Genomic DNA, 24,532 nt, shown 5'->3' on the forward strand with positions numbered 1-24,532 from the left:
AGCAGAGGGGAGAGTTTTAATTGGAACGAAAAATTAGAGTTTTAATAGCGAAGCCAGGTTTAGACGGACATGATCGTGGGGCGTTAGTTATTGCACAAGCTTTACGTGATCATGGTATGGAAGTAATCTATACTGGATTAAGACAATCACCCGCACAAATCGCGCAAGCTGCCATTCAAGAGGACGTTGATGTCATCGGGCTTTCATCTTTATCAGGTGGACATAAAACGCTATTTCCGAAAGTGGTTGAAGCACTTAAAGAAAAAGGGGCAGATGATATTCCGGTAGTCGGTGGTGGGGTTATTCCAGATGAAGATATTGCTTTTCTCGAGGAGCGAGGTGTTCAAAAAGTCTTTACTCCTGGTACACCCATGACAGAAACAGTAGAATTTATTAAATCTTGTGTCAGAGGTGATCAAATTGAATAAAATCGCACATATTGGAATTGCGGTCTCGAGTATTGAAGAAACTTTACCGTTTTACCGTGATCACTTAGGGTTAGAATTTAAAGGGGTTGAAGAAGTAGAGTCTGAGCATGTTAAAGTCGCATTTCTTAAAATTGGAGAGAGTGCTATTGAATTATTAGAACCACTTAACTCACAATCGCCCATTGCTAAGTATATCGATCAGAAAGGTGAAGGGATTCATCATATAGCTCTAGATGTCAATGATATTGATGAACGCTTAAATAACTTAAAGGAACAGGGTATCCCATTAATTCATGAACAACCAAAAGAAGGAGCCCATGGAAGTCAAATTGCTTTTTTACATCCGAAGGCAGCAAATGGTGTATTATTTGAACTTTGTCAGCAAAAGTAGGAGGCTTGGTTATGGATATTTTTGATAAAATTAATGAATTGTATGACAAACGACGTAAAGTCGAACTAGGTGGTGGCGACGATAAGATTCAAAAGCAGCGTGATAAAGGTAAAATGACAGCTCGAGAACGTATTGGTTATTTATTGGATGAAGGCTCTTTTGTAGAACTCAATCCGTTTATTGAGCATCGTGTTACCGATTTTGGAATGCAGGGGAAGGAAGTACCTGGAGAAGGTGTCGTTACTGGCTATGGTACGGTAAATGGTCGAGCAATCTATTTATTCGCTCAAGACTTTACCGTATATGGTGGCGCGTTAGGAGAGATGCATGGTAAAAAGATTGCGGCTGTCATGGACTTAGCAGCTAAAAATGGGACACCTTTTATTGGTTTAAACGATTCTGGAGGCGCTAGAATTCAAGAGGGGGTCGCATCTTTAGATGGATATGGCCATGTGTTCTATCGTAATTCTGTATACTCTGGTGTCATTCCACAAATCTCTGTTATAATGGGTCCTTGTGCAGGTGGAGCTGTTTACTCACCAGCTATTACAGATTTTGTCATTATGGTAGAAGAAACATCACAAATGTTCATTACAGGTCCTAAAGTAATCGAAACCGTAACTGGTGAGAAAATTTCATCAGAAGACCTAGGCGGTGCTGATGTACATAATAGTAAAAGTGGGAATGCACACTTAAAAGCTAAAACGGAAGAAGAAGCATTAGATCAAGTTAAACAATTAATTAGTTATTTGCCACAAAACAGTCAAGAAAAAAACACCTATTCAAACAAGTGAGGAGAAAGAAGATTTCCGTAATGAGTTGGCTGATTTAATACCATTTGATCCAATTAGACCATATGATGTCAGAACGGTGATTAATGAAGTAGTTGACGAAGATTCCTTCTTTGAAATCCACCCTAATTTTGCTAAGAATGTTGTCGTTGGATTCGCGACAATTGATGGAGAATCGATTGGATTAGTATGTAATCAGCCGAAATTTTTAGCTGGTGGATTAGATATAGATTCAAGTGATAAGGCATCAAGGTTTATTCGTACGTGTGATTCATTTAATATTCCAGTGATTACATTTGAGGATGTTACAGGATTTTTCCCAGGTGTTAAGCAAGAGCATGGTGGTATTATTCGTCATGGTGCGAAGATTTTATATGCTTATTCAGAAGCTACAGTTCCAAAAATTACGGTCATCACAAGAAAAGCTTACGGTGGGGCTTATGTGGCATTAAATAGTAAGTCAATTGGAGCTGATCTAGTATTTGCGTGGCCAAATGCGGAGATTGCTGTTATGGGTCCTGAAGGTGCTGCGAATATTATTTTTGCTAAAGAAATCGCAGAGTCTGAACAACCTGAAATAACCCGACAAGAAAAAATCGATGACTATCGTGAGAAGTTTGCTAACCCTTATGTAGCAGCTGGATTAGGTATGGTCGATGATGTCATTGACCCAAGAGAAACTCGGATTAAATTAAAGCAAAGTCTTGAAATGTTAAGAAACAAAAAAGAAGATCGCCCAACTAAAAAACATGGAAACATTCCATTATAAAACGGAGGTATGAACAACATGAATGTAAACGAACAACGATTAATCGATGAATTTATGGAACTTGTTCAAGTAGATTCTGAAACGAAACATGAAGGACAAATTGCAGAAGCACTAAAACAAAAGTTTATTGAGCTTGGCTTAGAAGTCCAAGAAGACCAAGCAAAAGATAAAACAGGTCATGGTGCGAATAACTTAATTTGCACATTGAAAGGCAATAACCCTGATGCTGAGGTAATATATTTCACTTCTCATATGGATACAGTAGTTCCAGGTAAGGGGATTAAGCCATCAATTGAAGGGGGTTATATTGTCTCAGATGGAACAACGATCTTAGGTGCTGATGATAAAGCAGGGTTAGCAGCGATGATCGAAATGATAAAACGCCTCAAAGAAGAAGAAGTTCAACATGGTGATATTCAGTTAGTGATTACAGTTGGTGAAGAGTCTGGTTTAGTTGGCGCAAGAGCATTAGATTCATCATTAATTAAGGCCAAATACGGCTATGCAGTAGATAGTAATGGTGATGTTGGTAATATTATTGTTGCGGCACCTTCACAAGCTAAGTTAGAAATCATTCCACGCGGCAAGAAGGCACACGCAGGAGTAGCACCAGAAGAAGGCGTATCTGCTATTACACTGGCAGCTAAGGCTGTTTCTAAAATGCCTTTAGGTCGTATTGATGATGAAACGACAGCTAATATTGGTCGATTCGAGGGTGGACAAGCAACCAATATTGTATGCGATGAAGCCTATGTTTTAGCAGAAGCACGTTCATTAGAACCTAAGAAGCTTGAAAAACAAATAGAAAATATGAAAAAAGCTTGCCGTCAAGCAGAGGCGGATATTGGTGGAGAAATTGAAGTGAAAGTAACTTATATGTACCCGGGTTATAAGCAACAAGAAGGTGACCAAGTCGTAGAAGTTGCACGAGCGGCTGCGAAAAGTATTGGCCGCACAAGCGTGCTTGAATCTAGTGGTGGCGGTAGTGATGCTAATATTATCTCAGGACTAGGTATTCCGACTGTAAACTTGTGTGTAGGATATGAAAATATTCATACAACAGATGAACGTATGCCAGTTCAAGAACTGATTAAAATTGCTGAATTATTAACAGCTATTTCAATTGAAGCCGGTAAATAAAATCATGTTATAATAGGGTCTGGGCAATTGATTTGTCCGGACTTTTGTTTTTTTTACTTGTAAAGACAATAATTTTGGGATTTGAAGTGGGTGATGAATTGTCTAGGGGAAGAATTATTTTTCATGTTGATATGAACAGTTTTTATGCATCTGTTGAAACAGCGTATCGACCTGATTTAAAAGGGAAACCTGTTGCAATTGCTGGGGATCCAGAGAAAAGAAAAGGAATTATTGTCACCTGCAATTACGAAGCACGCGCTAAAGGTGTAAAGACAACGATGCCTTTATGGCAAGCGTATGAGTTATGTCCTGAGCTTATTGCTTTAAGACCTAATTTTGACCGCTACCGTGAAGCATCACAAAATATGTTTGCTATATTATTTGAAGTGACTCCATATGTTCAACCAATATCAATCGACGAGGGTTATATGGATGTGACAGACTATGATGGAGTTTTAACCCCTGTTGAATTAGCCCATTGGATTAGGCAAAGGTTATTAGATGACCTTGATTTACCTTGTAGTATTGGAGTAGCACCGAACAAGTTTTTAGCTAAAATGGCATCAGATATGAAAAAACCACTTGGCATTACTATATTACGGAAAAGGGAAATTCAACAAAAGCTATGGCCATTACCGATTGGTGAAATGTATGGGGTTGGTCGTAAAACAGAAGAAAAGCTCAAGCAAATAAACATTGATACAATTGGCGATTTAGCCAAGAAAAATGTATTAACAATCAAAAATCTCTTAGGCGTTAACGGTGAAAGGTTACATGTAAGAGCGAATGGCAATGACAATAGCGAAGTCGACCCTGATGCAATAAACGATTTTAAAAGTATCGGAAATTCTCAAACCTTCCCATATGATACGGCTGATTCTAACGAAATTCAGAAAATGTTAAACAGATTGTCTCAAAGTGTTACAGAACGCATGAAAGCCAAGCAAGTTGTTACTGAAAATATTCAATTGATGATCCGTTATCATGACAGAAAAACGATTACAAGGAGTAGACACCTATCAGAGTATGTAGAAAGTAAAGAACAAATTCTCCAAATTGCTTTAGATTTGTTCCATTCGCATTGGAATGAAGAAGCTATTCGTTTGTTAGGTGTTACTGCACAACAGTTATCACATAAAGAAGAAATCTCCAAACAATTAGATTTATTTAATTATGAACAAGAAGCGGAAAAAGAGCCGCTTTATGATGCCATAGAAGAAATGGAAGAGAAGTTTGGAAAAGATGTCTTTGTTAAATTACACGATCAAAAGCAGCCGGCGGTGAAAACTAGTTTTCAAAAAGATTTCTTAAGTCAAAATAAACCCAAAAAATAGCCTTAAGTCTGAATTTTACTTTAATCGGACTTAAGGCTATTTTAAATTACTTTTTAAAGATTTTTGTTAACACCTTTTCAGCGATCTTAGAATGAGGATAACGGAAGGATAAGTCAAATGCTGTTGTTTGTTTCACAACGCTTTTACGATGTGTGAATGTTTCAAAGCTATAAACACCATGATAACTTCCAATACCACTCGTGCCAATGCCACCAAAAGGTAAATTATTATTACCTAAATGCATAATCGTATCATTTATACAAGCTCCACCGAATGATAAGTTCTTAATCACCCAATCTTGTTTTTGGATGTTTTCAGAGAAATAATATAAGGCTAATGGATTTCTAGCTTGTTCTAGGTGTTCAACCACTTCATCCAATTGATCAAACGTTAATAGAGGTAACAAGGGGCCAAAGATTTCTTCTTGCATAATCGGTGAATCCCAATTAACATCATCAATTAATGTAGGGTTAATTTTAAGTTTTGATTGATCAGATTGACCTCCGTAGATAACATTTTCTCCGTCTAAGGATCGAATTAGTCGGTTAAAATGTTGGTCGTTAATAATTTTAGTAAAGTCATCATTTTCAATCGGGTTTTCTGAATACATGAGCTCTATTTCTTTTTTTAGTGCATCAATAAATTTAACCTTAATACTTTGATGTATTAATAAATAGTCAGGTGCTACACAGGTTTGTCCAGCGTTAATTAATTTACCCCACGCAATTCTTCTTGCAGCAATTTGAATTTTAGCGTCAGAATCAACAATACAAGGGCTTTTACCACCTAGTTCTAAAGTGATTGGAATTAATTGTTTGCTTGCTTTTTCCATTACAGCTTTACCTACTTGGGTGCTGCCAGTGAAGAAAATATAATCGAACGGTTCATCTAGTAGTGCCTCACTCACTTCTTTTTCACCTTGTATGACTGTTATATATTTTTCTTCAAATGTTTCTTTAACCATTTTTTCTATTAATTGACTCGTGTTTGTTGTGAATTCTGAGGGTTTAATAACTGCTGTATTACCACCTGCAACAGCGCCAATTAGTGGGGCTAGTGCTAAATGTAATGGATAATTCCAAGGGCTTATGATCAGTGTGACTCCATAAGGCTGTTTGTAAATTAAGCTTTTTGCTCCTTTATGACTTGTTGGCGATTTAACTTTTTCTGGTGCCATCCAGGACTTTAAATGTTTCATCGTTTCATCAATTTCATTATACAAGAAACCTAATTCAGTCATTAGCACTTCATATGAAGACTTATTTAAATCTTGTTTTAACGCATCATAAATTTCTGACTCATGGCGAATTAACATGTCTTTTAACTTTTGCAGTTGATGATTTCTAAATGTATGAGTCATCGTCTTACCTGCTTTAAATAACTTTTTCTGCTTTTTAACAATCGAACTGACCTCAGTCAATTATCGTCCCTCCTTTAGCACTGTGTATGAATCAAAGTCTGACACATATATGGTGGGTTCATAGGCTTCTTGTAATTGCTTTAATGCTTGTTGTAGTTCTTCAGGTTGATAACGTGAAGAAATATGATTGAGTAGCACCTTTTTAACTTTTGCTTCTTTCGCAATTTGAACAGCTTGTAGACTAGTTGAATGGTTATAGTCTTTAGCTAACCTAGCATCTTCGTTAATAAATGTTGCCTCGTGAACTAAAACATCTGCTTCTTTAACAAAGTCTACTACACCATCAAACGGTAATGTATCACCTAATATAGCCACTTTTCTACCAGGTATATCAGACCCTGTTACCTCGTCTCTAACAATTTCAGTTCCGTCTTCTAATGTTAAGACTTCACAGTTTTTAATTTCTTGATATATTGGGCCGGGTTTAATTCCTTTTTCCTTAAGTTTTTCAGGTATTAATGGACCGATTTGATCTCTTTCTTCAATTAAGAATCCATATGAATCTACACCATGAACAAGTGGCATTGCCGTTACTTTGATTTGTTCGTCTTCATAGAGAACACCTTCTATTAACTCATAATATTCAATAGAATATTTTAAATGCGTTTGACTTACGTTTAGCGAGGTTTCTATAAACTCTTTAACCCCTTTAGGTCCATAGATTTCTAATTTAGATGTTCCCTCTTGGAATGAGCGGCTACTAAGCAGTCCAGGTAATCCGAAAATATGGTCACCATGAGTGTGAGTAATAAATATTTTACTGATTTTTCGTGGTTTGATCGTTGTGTTTAATATTTGGTGTTGTGTGGCTTCTCCGCAATCAAACAGCCATATCTCATCACGTTCTTGGTGCATTTGTAGAGCTAATGATGAAACATTTCTTTGTTTTGAAGGTACACCAGAACCCGTTCCTAAAAAAGTAATTTCCACGACTGTTCCTCCTAAAAGTTTTCTATGACCAACCACGTTCGTATTGTTTTGGACTTGTGATGTTTGTTTGTAATTCGTCGGCTGCTTGCTTTGGCCAATAAGGATTTTTCAACAATTCTCTTCCGATAAAGATTAAATCTGCTCTATTGTTTTGCAATATCTCTTCAGCTTGATTACCTGTTGTAATGAGCCCGACTGCGCCAGTCTTAATACCAACCTCTTGCTTTAATTGTTCTGCAAAAGGTATTTGATAACCTGGATAAGGTTTAATTTTAACGGGAACAACACCTCCAGAGCTGCAGTCGATTAGCTCTACTCCTTGTTGCTTTAATTGTTCAGCGAAATAATGAAAATCGTCAAGTTGATTGCCTTCATCATGGTATTCAGAAACTGATAAGCGCACGAAAATAGGTTTATCCCAAACTTCTTTAACAGTTTGAATAATTTCTCTGAGAAAACGATACCTATTGTTCTGGTCTCCACCATATTGATCATGTCGTTTATTCGTTAAGGGTGATAAAAATTGATTAATTAAATAGCCATGCGCTCCATGTATTTCAATTATATCAAAGTTAGCTTCCTTAGCTCTTTTGGCAGCAAGTTGAAACGCTTTAATCGTCTAATGTATATCAGCTTCAGTCATGGATTGTGGTTGTTGAAAATGTTCATTAAATGCATCAGCTGTAGGGGCTAATATAGGTTCACTAAGGTTTGCTTTTCGTCCTGCGTGTGCTAACTGAATGGCACTTTTTGAACCGTGAGAATGGATTCTTTCAGAAATAGATTTTAACCCTGGAATATGTTCATCTGACCAAATGCCTAAATCTTCATATGAAATTCTACCGTTTGGCTGTACGCTTGTCGCTTCTAACATCACTAATCCTACCTGACCGATTGCTCTGCTTTCATAATGTGTCAAGTGAAATGGCGTAACTTTACCATCTTGGTCGTAACATGAATACATACACATCGGTGACATGACAATTCTATTTTTAATCGTTAAATCTTTAATGGTAATGGGGGAAAATAGTTTAGTATCCATTTTACCTCTTAACCTCCTACACACTTGTAAATTTTACTGTATTAAATCTGGAATATCTGTCATGATTGCTTTTGCATTCAAACTTTCACATTTGTAATAGGTCTTCACTTTGTTGACAGTATACACTCTGAAGGGGATTTTTTCTTGTAATATGCGCTTAATCATATTAGAAGTCAGTAGCCTCGTTTTAATATGAATTCCGTGCGCTCCAATATCATTTAACAATAAATGGACTTTTCGAATTTTCATTTGCGTTAACCAAGCTAATTCAATGTTCGAGTTAATTTCACTCATTCTCTTAATTGTTTCTGGGTTAAAGCTTGATATTACGGTTTGGTCTTCAAGTTTAAAATGATTAATCAGTTCATTAACACGTTCTTCGATGTGGGGGTAATGAATGACATTAGTTTTTAACTCGAGATTGATTATCATATTAGTATTCTGTACCCATTTAAAGAATTCTTCTAAACTAGGAATAGGTGTGTGCTTGTACCTTTTGTGGTACCAGCTTCCAGCATCTAATTGCTTTAATTCATTATATGTATAATTTTGAACAAAGCCTCTACCATTCGTCGTTCGTCTTACATTCTCATCATGAATAATGACTGGTACAAGGTCTTTTGTTAGTTGTACGTCAAGCTCTAGACCATCTGCCTTCATTTCGTGTGCTAGTTGAAATGAAGGCAGCGTATTTTCAGGTGCATAGTGGCTAGCACCTCGATGCGCAAAAATTTTAGTATTAATTGCCAACACCTCTTTCAATTCTCTGTTATGATTGTGGTGTATGTATTATGAAAAGTCAATATAGTGAGGTGGTTTTTGTGAAGAGATGGCAATCGAAACAACAGTTAACGGAACTATTGTGTGAACTAGTACATTATCAAAGTATTACAGGTTCAACTGATGAAGTTGAAGTAGTAAACTACATACATCAATTACTCGAATCAGAAAACTATTTTCAACAAAATCCTAATCATTTAAGAATAGACGAGTTAGAGGATGGAAGAGGTGTTTTAACAGCTTTTGTTAAAAATGGACCAAGTGATGATACGATTGTTTTATTAAGTCATATTGATGTTGTTGACATTGATGATTATGGTGCATATAAAGATTATGCTTTTCGTCCAAGAGAATTGACTCATATGTTTAAAAATAATGTGGATGTTTTACCTAACGAAGCAAAAGATGACTTGCTGACAGGTGAATGGTTGTTTGGCCGAGGGGCAATGGATATGAAAGCGGGTACAACACTTCATTTGTCAATGGTTGAAAGAGCGATTAATAGTGAATGGAATGGAAATATATTATTACTCGTAGTACCAGATGAAGAAGTTAATTCATTAGGGATGATTAAAGCGACTGAAGTGTTACAAACGTTACAAGAGCAAGAAAAGTTGAATTATAAATTATGTTTAAATAGTGAACCGATGTTTAGACAATATCCGGATGATCAAAATATGTATTTATATACTGGTTCTTTAGGTAAAGTACTGCCTGGTTTCTTATGTTATGGAAAAGAGACACATGTTGGTGAACCCTTTCATGGTCTGAATGCTAATTTATTAATCAGTTATTTAAATAAAAATCTTGAATTAAATGATGCGTTTCTAGAAAAGGTGGGCTCAGAAGTAACTCCTCCACCAGTTAGTTTAATGAATCGTGACCTAAAAGAGAATTATTCTGTACAAACACCTGTAACGGCTGTTTCTATGTATAACATATTGTTTATGAAACAAACTGTCACTGACATAACAGATAAATTATATCGAGTGATGGAACAAACAAAAAGTGAAGTAGAAGCGCACATGGCTGAACGATTTGATCGTTTCCAAGAACAGATGGATCACTCAAGTGATGTTAGTTTGTTTGAGGTGTCGATTTTAAGTTATGAAGAATTATATCAAGAAGCGGTTAGGAAATTTGGTGAAGAGGAAGTAGTGAAACGTCAACGTCAGTTAGTTGAGGAACGTGAGGAAGGAGATCGAGACTTTTCGACTAAAGTTGTTCAAGAATTGGCTTATATGTGTAATCATTTAGCACCAATGATTATACTGTTTTATAGTCCACCATTTTATCCTGCTGTATCGAGTGAAGGTGATCATTTGGTCCAAAGTGTAGTAAATGATGTAGAACATTATATGAAAGTTAGAGATTTCAAACCAACGACACTATCTTATTTTAATGGCATCTCTGACTTAAGCTTTATAGGCGAAAGTACGAATAATGACCATGACATGCAAACGTTAATTAATAATCTACCACTACAACAATTAAAGGGAAATTATATTCCTAAACAATCTTTAAAAGTTCCAACGATGAATGTTGGTCCATTAGGTAAAGATGCTCACCAGTGGACAGAAAGGTTAGAGCTCTCATATTCTTTTGGCCAGTTACCTCATATTATTGCCCATACAATTAGCCAAACGTTTAATGAAAAAGTTGGAAAATAGATGCAAAATTATGTTTTTGTAGTATAATGTTAACCAAACTTTCGTTAAAGGTGGAAACAAGATGACACAACCAAAAATCCATCAAATAACGGTACCTACACCGTATGCAGTAGGGGATGTCCATTGTTATCTATATGTTAATGACACTGTGACACTGTTTGATGCAGGTGTTAAAACAGAAGAAGCTTGGAATGCGTTTCAAGAGCAGTTAAAAGAAATTGGTTTAAATAAAGAAGATATTAAACAAATCGTACTAACACATCATCACCCGGACCATACAGGTCTTATCGGGCATTTCGATCACGTTGATGCGATTTATGGGCACCCCATTGTTGATTTGTGGTTGAAACAAGATGATCATTATTTCAAACATTATATGAATTTCTTTAATAAATTATATAACCAATTTGGAGTGCCGCACCAATTTAGACAAATTGATAAAACAGTACAAAATGCTTTTAAGTTTCAAGGAGAAGGAAGATTAACGCATACGCTATTAGAAGGTGATGATATTCCTGGTTTACCATCAATGTCAGTTATTGAATCAAAAGGTCACGCTCAAAGCCATTTATCATTTTATGACAGGCATAACGGGAATTTAATAGCAGGTGACCATTTATTAAAGCACATTTCATCAAACCCGATTTTAGAAGCGCCGTTAATGGGTGAATCAGAACGCCCCAAGTCATTAATTGCTTATCGTGAATCGATGCAAAAGATGGACCAATACGCTATTGATACAGTCTTCCCAGGGCATGGCGAGACGTTTAAATTTAACTCAAAATTAATTGCCCACCGTTTGAAACGTCAAGAAGAGCGAGCGGAACATGTATTGAATTATTTAAAAGAAAATGAGTCAACGCCTTTTGAAGTCTGTCAATATTTATTCCCAAAGCATTATGAGAAGCAATTTGGTTTAACGATGTCAGAAGCGATCGGCCAGTTAGATTACTTAGAGGAACAAGGAAGGGTTCAACCTCACTTTGATGGGGAAGTGTTGAAGTATACACCTTGTAAAACGTTTTCCATATAAAGAGCTTAAATAAACCTCTATTTTAAGCTTTAATTTTCTTAAGAAGATTTAAATAACAATTGTTTTCATTTAAGAATAAAGTCAACATTTAAGCCCCACTTTAGGTGATATACCTTAAGTGGGGCTTTGTTCATACACATTTGACATTCATGCACGATGCTGTTCATAAATGTTTTGCTTAGTCATATTGGTTATATGGTTAATTGTCTCATGATCAGTCGATGCGCTCTGGTATGCTTTGATATTAGATTGGACTTGTTCTGGACTACTCGCTCCTAATATTAGACTTGAAACAGCTTGATGATTTAAGGCGTAACTTATGGCAATGGATTGTGGTGGGACTTTAGTTTCTTTCGCTAAATCGTGCAACTTTTCAATAATAATTTTAAGTTCATCCTTTTCATAATCTAAAAATCCCTGATTCCCTTTTCTCTCCCACTGTTTCATTCCCATATCAGTCAACATACCTTTACCTAAAGCGCCTCTAACTAATACACTAACTTGATTTTGCTCTAGGTAATGTAACATCTCCTCTTCTGGACGACGATCTATTATACTATATTGCATCATAACGCTAGAGATCGTTGTTTTCCTAACAAAGGATTTTATAACGTTTGGTCGAATAGAAGATAAACCAAAATAACGAATTAACCCTTCTTGTTGCAACTCTTCAAACGCCTCGATCACTTCATCAATAGAATCTTCAATTGTACCGCCATGTAACTGGTATAAATCAATATCATCTAATCCTAATCGTAATAGACTGTTTTTAACTGCTTCTTTCAAATAACGCTTTGATGGATCCCAATACCAACCTTCTTGGCCTGGCTCGAAACGATTACCTCCCTTTGTCGCAATAACTAAGTCATCTCGTTTTCCTTTGATCGCTTTTCCAATGAGTTTTTCGTTGTGTCCATAATCATATAAGTCTGCTGTATCCAAATAATTAATACCAGAATGAATGGCCTCATCAATTGTTGCTTTAGCATTTTGCTCATCAGCTCCTAGGTTCATACACCCTAATCCAACCTCAGAAATATGTAAATCTGTTTGGCCTAATTGTCGTTTATTCATGAAACCCCTCCTTACCGATATTTTACTGCCTTTTAGTTGATCGTTACAAATATTAACTAGTCGGTGAAGGCTTGTGATAAAATGACGAAAAGAGGTGAGTCAATAGTGAATAAGTTTGAAGAAAAAACGGTAAATACAAATAAAATTTATGAAGGAAGAATCATTGATGTTGAAGTGGATGATGTGACCTTACCTAATGGAAAAGCTTCTAAAAGAGAATTAGTTCGCCATCCTGGTGCTGTAGCAGTAATTGCTTTAACTGATGAGGGTAACATTGTAATGGTAGAGCAGTATCGAAAAGCTTTAGGAAAAAGTATAATCGAAATTCCAGCTGGTAAGCTTGAGGATGGTGAATCACCAGAAGTTACAGCAGCAAGAGAGCTGGAAGAAGAGACAGGATATCAAGCAGCTTCTTTAGACTTTGTCGTATCTTACTATACATCTCCTGGGTTTGCAGATGAAATTATTTATATTTATAAGGCAGAAGGGTTAAGAATAGTAGAAGAACAGCGTCAAATGGACGAGGATGAATTCGTTGATTTAAAGGAAATATCTCTTGAAGAAGCTTTAAGCCTTATTGAGCAAGAACGTATACATGATGCCAAAACGATTCATGCTATTTATTATTTAATGTACCAATCTTTAAAGGGTGAATAACTTGTCAAAACAATACTATGCTGATTTGCACATACATATTGGTCAAACCTATTTAGGCAACCCGGTTAAAATTTCAGCTTCAAACAATTTAACGGTACCTAACATTATTCATTTCGCTAAAAATGTAAAAGGTATTGATTTAGTTGGAATTATTGATGCACATGTACCTGAGGTTTTGAAAGAAATAGAAAAACTAATTAAAGATCAATCTTTATATGAACTCGACCAAGGCGGGGTGACTGACGGTAATGTTACGGTATTGTTAGGGAGTGAGGTTGAAATCTATGATGCAAATTGCTCAGGTCCTATCCACGTATTATGTTATTTTCCTACGATTGAAAGAATGAAACAATTTGCTACTTGGTATCAACAGTATGTGAAGAATCCCCATTTAAGCTCTCAAAGATTATATGTTACTGGGAGTGCATTGCAACAGAAAGTTCGTTCTCTTAAAGGCATGTTTATCCCAGCACATATCTTTACTCCATTTAAAAGCTTGTACGGAAAAGGTGTGAAAAGTAGCCTTACTGAAGTTTTTGATGCTGATTTGATTGATGGGATCGAGTTAGGGTTAAGTTCTGATACATCAATGGCGGAAGTGATTCGTGAATTAAAACCTTATACCTTTTTAACTAATTCTGATGCTCATTCTTTAGAGAATATTGGTAGAGAGTATCAAGTTTTAACTTTAAAAAATTTGAGTTTTGAGGGAGTAAGATTAGCTTTAAAAGGAGGGGAACATCACTATATTAAATCTAATTTTGGAATGAATCCTAAATTGGGTAAGTATTTCGAGTCGAAGTGCCGTAATTGCAATCAACACGTTAGTCAAGTCGATTTATGTGAACATTGTGGTTCAAAGCGAATTGTTAAGGGAGTATCTAAAAGAATTGAAGAAATTAGCCAAACTCATGGCCCAACTACTCCTGTAGATCGTCCACCTTATATTCATCAAGTGCCACTGACATATGTTCCTGGAATTGGCCATAAAACCTTAGAGCAATTAAGGGAAAAACTACATCATGATATGTACATTATTCATCACGCAACTATTGAAGAATTAACTGAAGTAGCTAATGAATCCATTGCTCAGCAAATATTGAATCTAAGAAAAGGGTTACGACAAGTTGTGCCAGGTGGAGGGGGTAAATACGGTAAAATAAAATAATAAATAATCTCTTAATTAGTTCTATATTTATTTCTACTAACATAGTTTTTTACTAGAGTAGAAATGAATGGAGGAACTAAGATGAAGCACTGGCCTAAAGCCCTTTCAATTCAAATTCAACCCTATTATAGTTTATATGTTTTCTTGTTTGTTCTATTTATTATTGGCGTTATTTTTGGGTCCATGATGGTAAGTAGTTTGAACTTTTTACAACAGCAAGACTTATTTTTCTACGTAGATCAATACTTTCAAACAATGACTGAACAACCAACAGGAAGTTACCTTGCTGTATTTTGGGACACTTTGTGGACACACGGGAAATACATTACGTTTTTATTCTTGTTTGGTTTATCATTTGTTGGTTTACCAGTCGTTTGGTTTTTGCTGTTTGTTAAAGGTGTTGTCATTGGTTTTACAGTTGGATTTTTAGTGAATCAACTATCATGGCAAGGATTTTTATTATCAATAATGTCGATCGCTCCACAAAACTTATTAGTCGTACCAGCTTACCTCATAATAGCAGCAAGTAGTATGGTATTTACCATTCACGTTTTGAGAATCTTGTTTGTTAAACACCAAAGCTCTAACACAATTAGTGATGTCAGTGTTTTTTATATCCGTTCATACCTAGTGGCTTTAATGCTCGTGATCGCAGGGTCAGTTTTTGAAACGTTTGTATCGATGAATATGTTAGAATGGATTGTTAGCAGTCTGTAATTATTATTAAAAAACAATAATTATCATGAGTAATTTATAATTATTTTAATTTGACACATACTCTCCCATTTTCTATAATTGAAGGTGTATGAAACGAGGGGAGAGATTGTAGTGGAAGACCGCATAGAAAATATTAAAAAACAATTACACTCTCAAAGTTATAAATTAACACCACAAAGAGAAGCGACTGTCCAAGTTTTGTTGGAGCATGAGCAAGATCATTTAAGTGCGGAAGATGTTTATCTCCTCGTTAAAGATAAAGCTCCTGAAATTGGATTAGCAACGGTTTATCGAACATTAGAATTGTTAACTGAACTAAAAGTCGTTGATAAAATTAATTTCGGTGATGGTGTTTCGCGTTATGATTTAAGAAAAGAAGGAGCAGAGCATTTTCACCACCATTTAGTATGTGTTGAGTGTGGTTCTGTAACAGAGATTGAAGAAGACTTGTTGGGTGATGTTGAGAAGGTTGTTGAATCACGATTTGAGTTCGATGTGAAGGATCATCGCCTAACTTTTCATGGCATTTGTAAAAACTGTCAAAATAAAAGCGAATAAATCAATGAGTAGGCCTTTGACCCTTGTGGAAAAAGGTCTTTTTAAGTTTGTGATATATTTAAAATAATAGCTTCGTTAGATTACCGTGTTGCTATTTTATTCTTTACACATTGAGTTGTTGTATGGTGAAACCACGTCAACAGAAAGTGATTCACTATAACAAAAACGGTTTTCACAGAACCAAATTTAAAAGGGGAATGTTTATGAAGGATGCCGTGCAAGACTTTCTACATTTTTTGCGAATAGAAAAAGGATTAGCCGAAAACTCGATCAATTCTTATGAAAGAGATTTAAATCAATACATAACTTATATAAAAGAAAAGGAAGAGTTGCAATCTGTAGAACAAGTCGAACGTCACCATATACGAGGGCTGTTAAAACAAATGAATGATCAAGGTAAGTCCGCTGCTAGCATTTCACGCATGATATCGACATTACGATCATTTCACCAATTTATCGTTCGCGAATATCAAACCTCGCATGACCCAACACTTCACATCGAAAGGCCTAAACGAGATAGGCAATTACCGAAAGTGTTAACAAACGAAGAGGTTGAACGCTTGCTTGAGGTTAAAGGTGAGAAGCCGATTGATATAAGAAATAAAGCCATGTTTGAGACTTTGTATGCAACAGGTTTACGAATCTCGGAGTTACTTTCACTTCAAATAGATGATTTGCATCTATTAATGGGCTTTGTGCGAATTGTCGGAAAAGGTGGGAAAGAACGAATTGTCCCATTAGGCCAACATGCACAAAATGCAATCCAAAATTATGTTGACTATGGCAGGGGTTCATTATTAAAAAAATATAAAAATGATGCTTTATTTTTGAACCATCGAGGGAATACCATGACTAGACAAGGATTTTGGAAAGTATTAAAAACGCACGCTCGTCAACAAGAAATTTTTAAAGAAATTACTCCTCATATGCTAAGGCATTCTTTTGCCACACATTTGTTAGAAAATGGCGCTGATTTAAGGGCGGTACAAGAAATGCTAGGCCATGCCGATATTTCGACTACTCAAATTTATACTCATGTTTCTAAAACAAGGTTAAAAGATATTTATCAAGATTACCATCCGCGTGCATAATAATATTAGATTATGTTATATTGAGAAGCGTTTCCTTTATGATGATAGCAAAATGGAGGTTTTTAGAAATGTCATTTAAAAGAGTATTTTTAATAGTAATGGATTCTGTTGGGGTAGGTGAAGCTCCAGATGCTCAGCAGTTTGGTGACCAAGGAGCTGACACTCTAGGCCACATCGCACAACATATGGGCGGATTGAAAATGCCAAATATGAAGCGGTTAGGTTTAGGGAACATACATGAAGTAGAAGGTATAGGTCAAGATACCCACCCTCAAGCTTACTATACAATGATGGAAGAGTTATCTGCTGGTAAAGATACAATGACTGGACATTGGGAACTTATGGGGCTACGTATTGACCAACCATTCCGCGTGTTTCCAGATGGTTTCCCAGATGAGTTAATTAAGCAACTAGAGGAAAAGACCGGACGTAAGGTAATTGGTAATAAACCTGCTTCTGGTACTGAGATCTTAAAAGAATTAGGTCAAGAGCATATGGAAACTGGTGCACTTATTGTGTATACATCAGCGGACTCTGTTTTACAGATTGCAGCACATGAAGAGATTATTCCGGTTGATGAACTATATGAAATATGTGAATTTGCTAGGGAAATTACGAAAGATGAGCCATATATGATTGGTCGTATTATAGCAAGGCCATTTGTAGGTGAGCCAGGTGCATTTGATCGAACACCAAACCGTCATGACTATGCACTTAAGCCTTTTGGCGACACTGTTATGAATTATTTAGAAGATGATGGTTATGATGTTATCGCTTTAGGTAAAATTTCTGATATTTATGACGGTGAAGGGGTAACTGAAGCGATCCGCACTGAAGATAATTCAGATGGATTAGATAAATTAGTTGCTTCAATGGATCAAAATTTCCATGGGTTAAATTTCTTGAATTTAGTTGACTTTGATGCTAAGTTCGGTCATCGTCGTGATCCTCAAGGTTACGGAGAAGCTTTAGAAGAGTTCGATCGTCGTTTACCAGAAGTGTTAGATAAGTTACGTGAAGATGATTTATTAATTATTACAGCTGACCACGGTAATGACCCAGTTCATCATGGTACTGACCACACAAGAGAGTATGTACCTCTTTTAGCTTATCATCGTCGAATTAACGAAGCTCAAGAATTGTCAATAAGAAAAACATTCGCTGATGTTGGTGCAACAGTAGCTGAAAACTTTAATACAAAGATGCCAGAATTTGGTGAAAGCTTCTTGAAAAACATAAGATAATATATGGGCAAAGAAAAGGAGAATGAACATGTCATTAATGGAACAAATTAGGGAATCAGAGAAGTATATCAGTAATCAATTAAATGGCGACAAACCAAGTATTGGACTTATTTTAGGTTCTGGTTTAGGTGTGTTAGCTGATGAAATTGAGGGAGCAATTACAATCCCTTATCAAGAAATTCCACATTTTCCTCAATCAACAGTAGAAGGACATAAAGGACAACTAGTCATTGGTCAATTACAAGGACAGCGAGTTGTAGCGATGCAAGGGCGCTTTCATTACTATGAAGGCTACTCGATGCAACATGTTACATTCCCAGTCCGCGTTATGAAACAATTAGGCGTTGAAAAGTTACTCGTAACAAATGCTGCAGGTGGCATTAATGAATCATTTAATCCAGGTGACCTGATGTTTATTGAAGATCATATTAACAATATGGGAGATAATCCATTGATTGGTAAAAACGTTGATGCATTAGGCGCAAGATTTCCTGACATGTCTCAAGCTTATGATCGTGAATTAATAAATACTGCTCAACAGGCAGCTACCGATTTGAACCTTAATGTTCAAAGAGGCGTTTACGTAGGCAACACTGGACCTACATATGAAACGGGAAGTGAAGTAAAAATGTTAAGAACGCTAGGTGGGGATGCAGTAGGTATGTCTACAGTCCCTGAAGTGATCGTAGCGAATCACACTGGTATTAAAGTGTTAGGGATTTCTTGCATTTCGAATATGGCAGCTGGAATATTAGATCAACCTCTATCTCATGATGAGGTAATTGAAACAACAGAAAAAGTTAAACAGTCATTTATTCAACTAGTAAAACAAATATTGCAGTCAGTATAAGAGGAGGTAAAGGTCATGCGAATGTATGATATTATTGAAAAGAAGCGAGATCACCTAGAATTAACGGATGAAGAGTTAAATTTCTTTATCAATGGTTATACAGATGGGTCAATTCCAGAATACCAAGCAAGCGCGCTTGCAATGGCTATTTATTTTAACGGAATGTCAGAACAAGAGCGTGCAACATTAACGATGGCTATGGCTGAATCAGGTGATATGATTGATTTATCACCTATTGATGGAGTTAAAGTAGATAAGCACTCTACAGGTGGCGTTGGTGATACAACAACATTAGTCTTAGCCCCACTTGTAGCAGCCGTGGGTGTACCTGTTGCTAAGATGAGCGGGCGAGGCTTAGGTCATACTGGTGGAACAGTGGATAAACTAGAAGCAGTACCAGGCTTCCACGTAGAAATTGATAATGAAGAATTCATTCGTTTAGTTAATCAAAATAAGTTATCCGTTATTGGCCAGTCAGGTAATTTAACACCTGCTGATAAGAAGCTTTATGGTTTAAGGGATGTGACAGCAACAGTCAATTCAATTCCATTAATCGCTAGCTCAATAATGAGTAAGAAGATTGCAGCTGGTGCGGATGCAATTGTTTTAGATGTTAAAACAGGTGCCGGTGCATTTATGAAGAGTGAAGAAGAATCAATTGAACTTGCAAAAGCAATGGTTTCTATAGGTAATAATGTTGGCCGTAACACGATGGCAGTTATTAGTGACATGGCACAACCATTAGGGCGTGCGATTGGTAATGCACTTGAAGTAAGAGAAGCAATCGAAACACTTCAAGGAAAAGGACCAGAAGACTTAACTGAACTTTCATTAACCTTAGCTAGTCAAATGGTTGTAGTAGGCGGAAAAGCTAATACAATTGATGAAGCACGAAAAATGCTTGATGAAGTGATTGAAAATGGTAAAGCACTTGAAACGTTTAAGACATTTTTAGCTTCACAAGGTGGAGATGCATCAGTAGTTGACAATCCAAATGATCTGCCGCAAGCTAAACATCAAGTTGAACTTCTAGCTAAGAAGTCAGGATATGTAAGTGAAATTGTTGCTGATGAAATTGGTAATGCAGCTATGCTTCTAGGTGCAGGTCGCCAAACAAAGGATTCTGAAATTGACCTTGCTGTTGGCGTAGTTCTCAATAATAAAGTAGGGGACTATGTTGAAGAAGGTGCATCTTTATTAACCATTCACAGTAATTCTGACGATATTGAGAATATTAAAAATAAACTTTATGAAAATATTACCATTTCAGAACAGGTTGTTAAAGCACCAGATTTAATTAAAACACTGATATCTGAATAATATTGAATCCTGAGTTTTCTGGTAAAAGAAAACTCAGGATTTTTTATTTTTATGTAATAAAATTCTCTTCTATGGAAAAAATATGAAACATGAATGGAGGGAATGGATTATGTTTCGTAAAGCGTTTTTAATTACCTTGATCTTATTACTATTATTACCACAATCCAATATATGGGCAGAGGATGAAGGCGGTGATTTGGTTGAATCTGCTAAATCAGCGATCTTACTGGAGGTAGACACGGGAACGGTTCTTTATGATAAAGATCCTCACGAAGAATTACCACCAGCTAGTATGACAAAGTTAATGTCGATGTTACTTATTATGGAGGAGCTTGATGAGGGGGCTTTAACTCTTGATGAAACTATTCAAGTAAGTGAATATGCCGCTTCAATGGGAGGTTCACAAATTTATTTAGAACCTTTTGAAGAAATGACGGTTGAAGACTTGTTAAAAGCGGTCGCTATAGCTTCTGCTAACGATGCTACTGTAGCATTAGCAGAACGTATCTCTGTAACAGAGCAATCCTTTGTTGAAAGAATGAATGAAAGAGCTAGTGAGCTAGGGTTAGAAAATACTAACTTTGTTAATTCAACTGGTTTACCAGATGATGATCAATATAGTTCAGCACACGATATGGGAAGAATTGCTCAGGAATTGTTACAACATGAAGAAATTACAGATTACACAAAGATCTATGAAGATTACTTACGACAAGGGACAGATGATGAGTTTTGGTTAGTTAATACTAATCGGTTAGTTAAGTTTTACCAAGGTGTAGATGGCCTTAAAACTGGTTATACAAGTGAAGCTGAGTATTGCTTAACCGCAACGGCTAGACGTGGGGATATGCGGGTTGTATCTGTTGTTATGGGAGCTGAAACCCCACAAAAACGTAATGCGGATATAACATCAATGTTAGATTACGCTTATGGTCATTATGAATTACACCAACTGCACACTAAAGGAGAGGAATTATATCGCTTTCAACACCTTAAAGCGAATAATGACTCTTTAGTTGTTTCTCCAAAACACAATATATCAATGCTATTAAATAAAGGTGAAAGTATTGATGATTATCGTACTGAAATATCAATTGACGATAAAGACCAATGGCCATTAGAAAAAGGTGATGAGGTTGGACAGATTGAAATTTATAAAGATGAACAACTAATGCATGATTATCCTTTAGCAATTCGAGATCATGTAGAAGATGCTTCTGTTTGGACGTTGTGGAAAAGAATGATGAATCAATTACACAACCGTGATGTAATGTCGAATTTAAACTAGTTTTGTCTTTAAGCAGGAAAGTCATATAAAAATGGCGAAAAGGCTCAATAGCATCAATTCAAAGGAGGAAGAGTGCGTTGAGCCTTATTTCACATTTTGAGAAAAAAGAAGATGTGTTACTTGTTCGTTTAGTTGGAGAATTAGATCACCATGAAGCTGAAACATTAAAAGATGATTGGCAAAACCAATTGCAAGATGAAGCAATTAAGCATGTTGTCGTTAATTTGGAAAGACTATCTTTTATGGATTCTTCGGGGTTGGGTGTATTTTTAGGTCGGTATAAGCAGGTTAAAACTAATGATGGTGAAATGGTTATTTGTTCAATTAATAATTCGGTTAAAAGGTTGTTTGAACTTTCCGGTCTATTTAAGTTAATTAACACTGAGGAGAATGAATCCGAAGCGCTATCTCGTTTGGGGGTGGCGTCATGAATAACCATATGAAAGTAGAAATGTCAGCAAAAAGTGAAAATGAATCATTTGCTCGCATTGTTGTTGCTTCTTTCATTTCACAATTAGACCCAACAGTAGATGAATTAACAGAAATTAAAACCGTCGTTTCTGAAGCGGTTACCAATGCGATTATTCATGGTTATGAAGACCAGGATCATGGTGTAGTTGAGCTTGAGTGTAATATAGACGATCATGAAGTATCACTAAAAATTATTGATTATGGTAAGGGTATTTTTGATATTGATGAAGCGGTTGAACCTATGTACACGTCAAAGCCTGAATTAGAGCGTTCGGGTATGGGCTTTACTATTATGGAAAATTTCATGGATGACTTTGAAGTAGTCTCAGCTAAAGGTCAAGGTACAACGGTAATTTTAAGGAAGAACTTCAATTACAATGAACGACATGTCCTTAGGTGATGTCGATGAAAGAAAATAATCAACTAAAAGATGATCGCGTTCTATCTAACGACGAAATAAAAGAGCTAATTGAACGGAGCCAGCATGGTGAACAAGAAGCGCGTGATTTGATAGTTAATAAAAATACACGACTCGTTTGGTCGGTCGTGCAACGATTTTTAAACCGTGGTTATGAAGCTGATGACTTATTTCAAATAGGGTGTATAGGTTTAATTAAGTCAATAGATAAATTTGACTTAAGTTATGATGTTCGATTTTCGACGTATGCTGTACCAATGATTATTGGTGAAATTCAACGTTTTATACGGGATGATGGATCGATTAAAGTTAGCCGTTCATTAAAAGAGCTGAACCATAAGATTCGTGCAAAGAAAGACGAATTGACAAAGACTTATGGTCGTTCACCTTCAATTGCTGAGTTAAGTGAAGCTCTTGAAATTCCTAAAGAAGAGTTAGTTATGGCGATTGAAGCTAATCAAGGACCTCATTCAATTCATGAAACAGTTTATGAAAACGAAGGAGATCCGATTACATTGATGGATCAGATTGCAGATAAGGAAACAAGGTGGTTTGATCATATTGCTTTAAAAGATGCCATTCAAAAGTTAGATAATCGAGAACGGTTAATAATTTACTTAAGGTATTTTAAAGATCAAACACAATCAGAAGTTGCTAAACGTTTGAATATATCACAAGTTCAAGTTTCCAGATTAGAAAAAAGTATTTTAACTGAACTAGAAGAATTACTCGAAAACTAACACCAAAGGAATTAACTCATAAAAACTAAAAAGAAGGGCTGTCTCAAAAGGTCACGAAAAATGACTAATTGGGTACAGCCCTTCTTTTAGTTGATTAAAGATCGAATTTCTAAAAAATACATGGATTGTTTTTCGATGTACATAATAACAGTATAGCAAATTAAAGGGATGGGTCTATGATGTCAAAAGTCATTTATTTACGCCTGAAATATAAAAGAAAGGTAAATGTGAATGACCAAATCCGACTAGGGGATATAGCTTGGATCAGTTGTTCGGGTGAACTACAAAATAAGCTGTTAAATTTATTTGTTTATGAGGTTACAGAAGAAGACCACACGTATAAAGTAGTTGACTTATATAACGTCATAAAAAAAGTCCAAAATCTATATCCAGATTATGATATTGAATCAGTTGGTCCATCACAAACCATATTAATTATGGAAAAACCTCGAGCAAAGATGTACCCGCTCTATGTCTTTTTTATTTGGACCTTGCTTTTTATAGGGGCTGCAATGGCAATCATGAACTTTCATTTTGATGTGAGTATGCCAGAAGTACAAGATAAGCTTCACGCTATGATGACTGGTGATATTGACAGAAGTGTTCTCTGGTTACAAATCCCATATTCAATTGGGCTTGGTTTAGGGATGATTTTATTTTTTAATCATTTTTTCAAGAAAAAATTTAATGAAGAGCCTAGTCCACTTGAGGTTGAGATGTTTAATTATGAACAAAATTTATATGAGTATGTCACATTTAACGAAAATGAGTTGAACAAAGATAATGATTAGTTATTTCGTTGAAGTAGTGGTCGGATTAGCTGCGGGGTTAGCTGTGGGTTCTGGTTTTGTTGCGTTTTTAACAGTTTTGGGGATTATTCCGCGTTTAGTTCAAATATCTAATTCAAACAAGTTAATTCGGTTTTATGAATGGGCAGTCATACTCGGTGTATTATTTGGAATTTACATCACATTCTCTAATCAAATATTTGAAGCACCAATTTTCCTTGAGGTTTACTGGGGATTATTGCATGGCATTTTTGTCGGTATGTTAGCTGCAGCACTTACTGAAGTGCTTAATGTTTTCCCAATATTGGCGAAACGAATGCATGTTGATGATTATATCGCACTACTTGTATTAGCTATTGTATTTGGAAAAATACTAGGATCACTGTTTCAGTGGATCATTTTTGTTAATTAGAAAGGGGT

General features: G+C 36.0%; 22 protein-coding genes and 3 pseudogenes. 20 read left to right on the top strand and 5 right to left on the bottom strand.

Annotated elements, in window-relative coordinates:
• Window positions 1-20: 20 nt before the first annotated feature.
• The 4 genes and pseudogenes from mce to ABDZ63_RS06090 all read left to right on the top strand — a co-directional run bounded on the left by mce (window position 21) and on the right by ABDZ63_RS06090 (window position 4,853).
• Window positions 21-819 (top strand): annotated as a pseudogene (mce, locus tag ABDZ63_RS06075) (methylmalonyl-CoA epimerase).
• A gap of 11 nt (window positions 820-830) precedes the next feature.
• A pseudogene (locus ABDZ63_RS06080) lies at window positions 831-2,379 on the top strand (acyl-CoA carboxylase subunit beta).
• Window positions 2,380-2,397: 18 nt separating this feature from the next.
• Window positions 2,398-3,519, top strand: a complete 1,122-nt coding sequence (locus ABDZ63_RS06085; protein WP_343782432.1) for a M20/M25/M40 family metallo-hydrolase — start codon at window positions 2,398-2,400, stop codon at window positions 3,517-3,519.
• Between the two features lie 74 nt (window positions 3,520-3,593).
• Complete coding sequence (locus ABDZ63_RS06090) at window positions 3,594-4,853, top strand: DNA polymerase IV (RefSeq protein WP_343782434.1); 1,260 nt, start codon at window positions 3,594-3,596, stop codon at window positions 4,851-4,853.
• 46 nt (window positions 4,854-4,899) lie between these two features.
• Here the strand turns inward: ABDZ63_RS06090 and ABDZ63_RS06095 are convergent, their stop codons facing one another.
• From ABDZ63_RS06095 to ABDZ63_RS06110, 4 genes and pseudogenes are all read right to left on the bottom strand, one after another.
• Window positions 4,900-6,273: an aldehyde dehydrogenase gene (locus tag ABDZ63_RS06095; protein ID WP_343782435.1), complete on the bottom strand. Its 1,374-nt coding sequence runs from the start codon at window positions 6,271-6,273 to the stop codon at window positions 4,900-4,902.
• Window positions 6,274-7,203, bottom strand: coding sequence for a ribonuclease Z (gene rnz / locus ABDZ63_RS06100; RefSeq protein WP_343782437.1), 930 nt, complete (start codon window positions 7,201-7,203; stop codon window positions 6,274-6,276). It lies immediately after the preceding gene.
• A 22-nt stretch (window positions 7,204-7,225) separates the two neighbouring features.
• Window positions 7,226-8,245: pseudogene (gene namA / locus ABDZ63_RS06105) on the bottom strand (NADPH dehydrogenase NamA).
• 33 nt (window positions 8,246-8,278) lie between these two features.
• Window positions 8,279-8,998, bottom strand: coding sequence for a glycerophosphodiester phosphodiesterase (locus ABDZ63_RS06110; protein WP_343782654.1), 720 nt, complete (start codon window positions 8,996-8,998; stop codon window positions 8,279-8,281).
• 68 nt (window positions 8,999-9,066) lie between these two features.
• Between ABDZ63_RS06110 and ABDZ63_RS06115 the strand changes: the two genes are divergently transcribed.
• Window positions 9,067-10,695, top strand: coding sequence for a M20/M25/M40 family metallo-hydrolase (locus ABDZ63_RS06115; protein WP_343782438.1), 1,629 nt, complete (start codon window positions 9,067-9,069; stop codon window positions 10,693-10,695).
• A gap of 61 nt (window positions 10,696-10,756) precedes the next feature.
• The gene (locus tag ABDZ63_RS06120; RefSeq protein ID WP_343782439.1) at window positions 10,757-11,728 is read left to right on the top strand and encodes an MBL fold metallo-hydrolase; all 972 of its coding nucleotides are present in this window, start codon (window positions 10,757-10,759) and stop codon (window positions 11,726-11,728) included.
• A 147-nt stretch (window positions 11,729-11,875) separates the two neighbouring features.
• Here ABDZ63_RS06120 and ABDZ63_RS06125 read toward each other — a convergent pair whose 3' ends face one another.
• Entirely contained in the window at window positions 11,876-12,802 is a 927-nt protein-coding gene (locus ABDZ63_RS06125) for an aldo/keto reductase (RefSeq protein ID WP_343782440.1), read from the bottom strand.
• An 81-nt stretch (window positions 12,803-12,883) separates the two neighbouring features.
• On the opposite strand from ABDZ63_RS06125, the gene ABDZ63_RS06130 reads away from it, so the two are divergent.
• The 14 genes from ABDZ63_RS06130 (at window position 12,884) to ABDZ63_RS06195 (ending at window position 24,524) form a co-directional block, all read left to right on the top strand.
• A complete protein-coding gene (locus ABDZ63_RS06130; protein WP_425541946.1) occupies window positions 12,884-13,459 on the top strand; it encodes an NUDIX hydrolase in 576 nt (191 codons plus the stop codon).
• 1 nt (window position 13,460) lies between these two features.
• Complete coding sequence (locus tag ABDZ63_RS06135) at window positions 13,461-14,627, top strand: endonuclease Q family protein (protein WP_343782442.1); 1,167 nt, start codon at window positions 13,461-13,463, stop codon at window positions 14,625-14,627.
• Window positions 14,628-14,708: 81 nt separating this feature from the next.
• Window positions 14,709-15,344, top strand: a complete 636-nt coding sequence (spoIIM, locus tag ABDZ63_RS06140; protein WP_343782443.1) for a stage II sporulation protein M — start codon at window positions 14,709-14,711, stop codon at window positions 15,342-15,344.
• Window positions 15,345-15,455: 111 nt separating this feature from the next.
• Window positions 15,456-15,902 (top strand): ferric iron uptake transcriptional regulator, encoded by a 447-nt coding sequence (fur, locus tag ABDZ63_RS06145; RefSeq protein WP_343782444.1) that lies wholly within the window; start codon window positions 15,456-15,458, stop codon window positions 15,900-15,902.
• A gap of 203 nt (window positions 15,903-16,105) precedes the next feature.
• Complete coding sequence (gene xerD, locus ABDZ63_RS06150) at window positions 16,106-16,993, top strand: site-specific tyrosine recombinase XerD (protein ID WP_343782445.1); 888 nt, start codon at window positions 16,106-16,108, stop codon at window positions 16,991-16,993.
• A 68-nt stretch (window positions 16,994-17,061) separates the two neighbouring features.
• Window positions 17,062-18,237 (top strand): phosphopentomutase, encoded by a 1,176-nt coding sequence (deoB, locus tag ABDZ63_RS06155; protein ID WP_343782446.1) that lies wholly within the window; start codon window positions 17,062-17,064, stop codon window positions 18,235-18,237.
• Between the two features lie 37 nt (window positions 18,238-18,274).
• Window positions 18,275-19,087 (top strand): purine-nucleoside phosphorylase, encoded by an 813-nt coding sequence (locus ABDZ63_RS06160; protein WP_425541951.1) that lies wholly within the window; start codon window positions 18,275-18,277, stop codon window positions 19,085-19,087.
• A gap of 15 nt (window positions 19,088-19,102) precedes the next feature.
• A complete protein-coding gene (locus tag ABDZ63_RS06165) occupies window positions 19,103-20,407 on the top strand; it encodes a pyrimidine-nucleoside phosphorylase (protein WP_343782448.1) in 1,305 nt (434 codons plus the stop codon).
• A 109-nt stretch (window positions 20,408-20,516) separates the two neighbouring features.
• On the top strand, window positions 20,517-21,695 hold the full coding sequence (locus tag ABDZ63_RS06170) for a D-alanyl-D-alanine carboxypeptidase family protein (protein WP_343782449.1): 1,179 nt from the start codon (window positions 20,517-20,519) through the stop codon (window positions 21,693-21,695).
• A gap of 77 nt (window positions 21,696-21,772) precedes the next feature.
• A complete protein-coding gene (gene spoIIAA, locus ABDZ63_RS06175) occupies window positions 21,773-22,126 on the top strand; it encodes an anti-sigma F factor antagonist (RefSeq protein WP_343782450.1) in 354 nt (117 codons plus the stop codon).
• Entirely contained in the window at window positions 22,123-22,566 is a 444-nt protein-coding gene (gene spoIIAB / locus ABDZ63_RS06180; RefSeq protein ID WP_343782452.1) for an anti-sigma F factor, read from the top strand. The genes spoIIAA and spoIIAB overlap by 4 nt, the downstream gene beginning before the upstream one ends.
• Before the next feature lie 5 nt (window positions 22,567-22,571).
• Window positions 22,572-23,324: an RNA polymerase sporulation sigma factor SigF gene (sigF, locus tag ABDZ63_RS06185; protein ID WP_343782454.1), complete on the top strand. Its 753-nt coding sequence runs from the start codon at window positions 22,572-22,574 to the stop codon at window positions 23,322-23,324.
• A gap of 179 nt (window positions 23,325-23,503) precedes the next feature.
• Window positions 23,504-24,115, top strand: a complete 612-nt coding sequence (locus ABDZ63_RS06190) for a stage V sporulation protein AA (RefSeq protein WP_343782455.1) — start codon at window positions 23,504-23,506, stop codon at window positions 24,113-24,115.
• Window positions 24,108-24,524 carry a stage V sporulation protein AB gene (locus ABDZ63_RS06195; RefSeq protein WP_343782456.1) on the top strand — a complete coding sequence of 139 codons (417 nt, stop codon included), beginning with the start codon at window positions 24,108-24,110 and terminating at the stop codon, window positions 24,522-24,524. The genes ABDZ63_RS06190 and ABDZ63_RS06195 overlap by 8 nt, the downstream gene beginning before the upstream one ends.
• Window positions 24,525-24,532 lie beyond the last annotated feature (8 nt).

The sequence above is a fragment of the Alkalibacillus silvisoli genome (genome assembly GCF_039521975.1).
GTDB classification, from domain to species: domain Bacteria; phylum Bacillota; class Bacilli; order Bacillales; family Alkalibacillaceae; genus Alkalibacillus; species Alkalibacillus silvisoli.

Coding starts and splice junctions, on each gene's coding strand:
- ABDZ63_RS06120 (WP_343782439.1), top strand. CDS start 10,757: ATGACACAACCAAAAATCCATCAAATAACGGTACCTACACCGTATGCA.
- ABDZ63_RS06195 (WP_343782456.1), top strand. CDS start 24,108: ATGATTAGTTATTTCGTTGAAGTAGTGGTCGGATTAGCTGCGGGGTTA.
- spoIIAB (WP_343782452.1), top strand. CDS start 22,123: ATGAATAACCATATGAAAGTAGAAATGTCAGCAAAAAGTGAAAATGAA.
- ABDZ63_RS06085 (WP_343782432.1), top strand. CDS start 2,398: ATGAATGTAAACGAACAACGATTAATCGATGAATTTATGGAACTTGTT.
- spoIIM (WP_343782443.1), top strand. CDS start 14,709: ATGAAGCACTGGCCTAAAGCCCTTTCAATTCAAATTCAACCCTATTAT.
- xerD (WP_343782445.1), top strand. CDS start 16,106: ATGAAGGATGCCGTGCAAGACTTTCTACATTTTTTGCGAATAGAAAAA.
- ABDZ63_RS06125 (WP_343782440.1), bottom strand. CDS start 12,802: ATGAATAAACGACAATTAGGCCAAACAGATTTACATATTTCTGAGGTT.
- ABDZ63_RS06130 (WP_425541946.1), top strand. CDS start 12,884: ATGACGAAAAGAGGTGAGTCAATAGTGAATAAGTTTGAAGAAAAAACG.
- ABDZ63_RS06170 (WP_343782449.1), top strand. CDS start 20,517: ATGTTTCGTAAAGCGTTTTTAATTACCTTGATCTTATTACTATTATTA.
- ABDZ63_RS06160 (WP_425541951.1), top strand. CDS start 18,275: ATGGAACAAATTAGGGAATCAGAGAAGTATATCAGTAATCAATTAAAT.
- deoB (WP_343782446.1), top strand. CDS start 17,062: ATGTCATTTAAAAGAGTATTTTTAATAGTAATGGATTCTGTTGGGGTA.
- sigF (WP_343782454.1), top strand. CDS start 22,572: ATGAAAGAAAATAATCAACTAAAAGATGATCGCGTTCTATCTAACGAC.
- ABDZ63_RS06165 (WP_343782448.1), top strand. CDS start 19,103: ATGCGAATGTATGATATTATTGAAAAGAAGCGAGATCACCTAGAATTA.
- ABDZ63_RS06190 (WP_343782455.1), top strand. CDS start 23,504: ATGTCAAAAGTCATTTATTTACGCCTGAAATATAAAAGAAAGGTAAAT.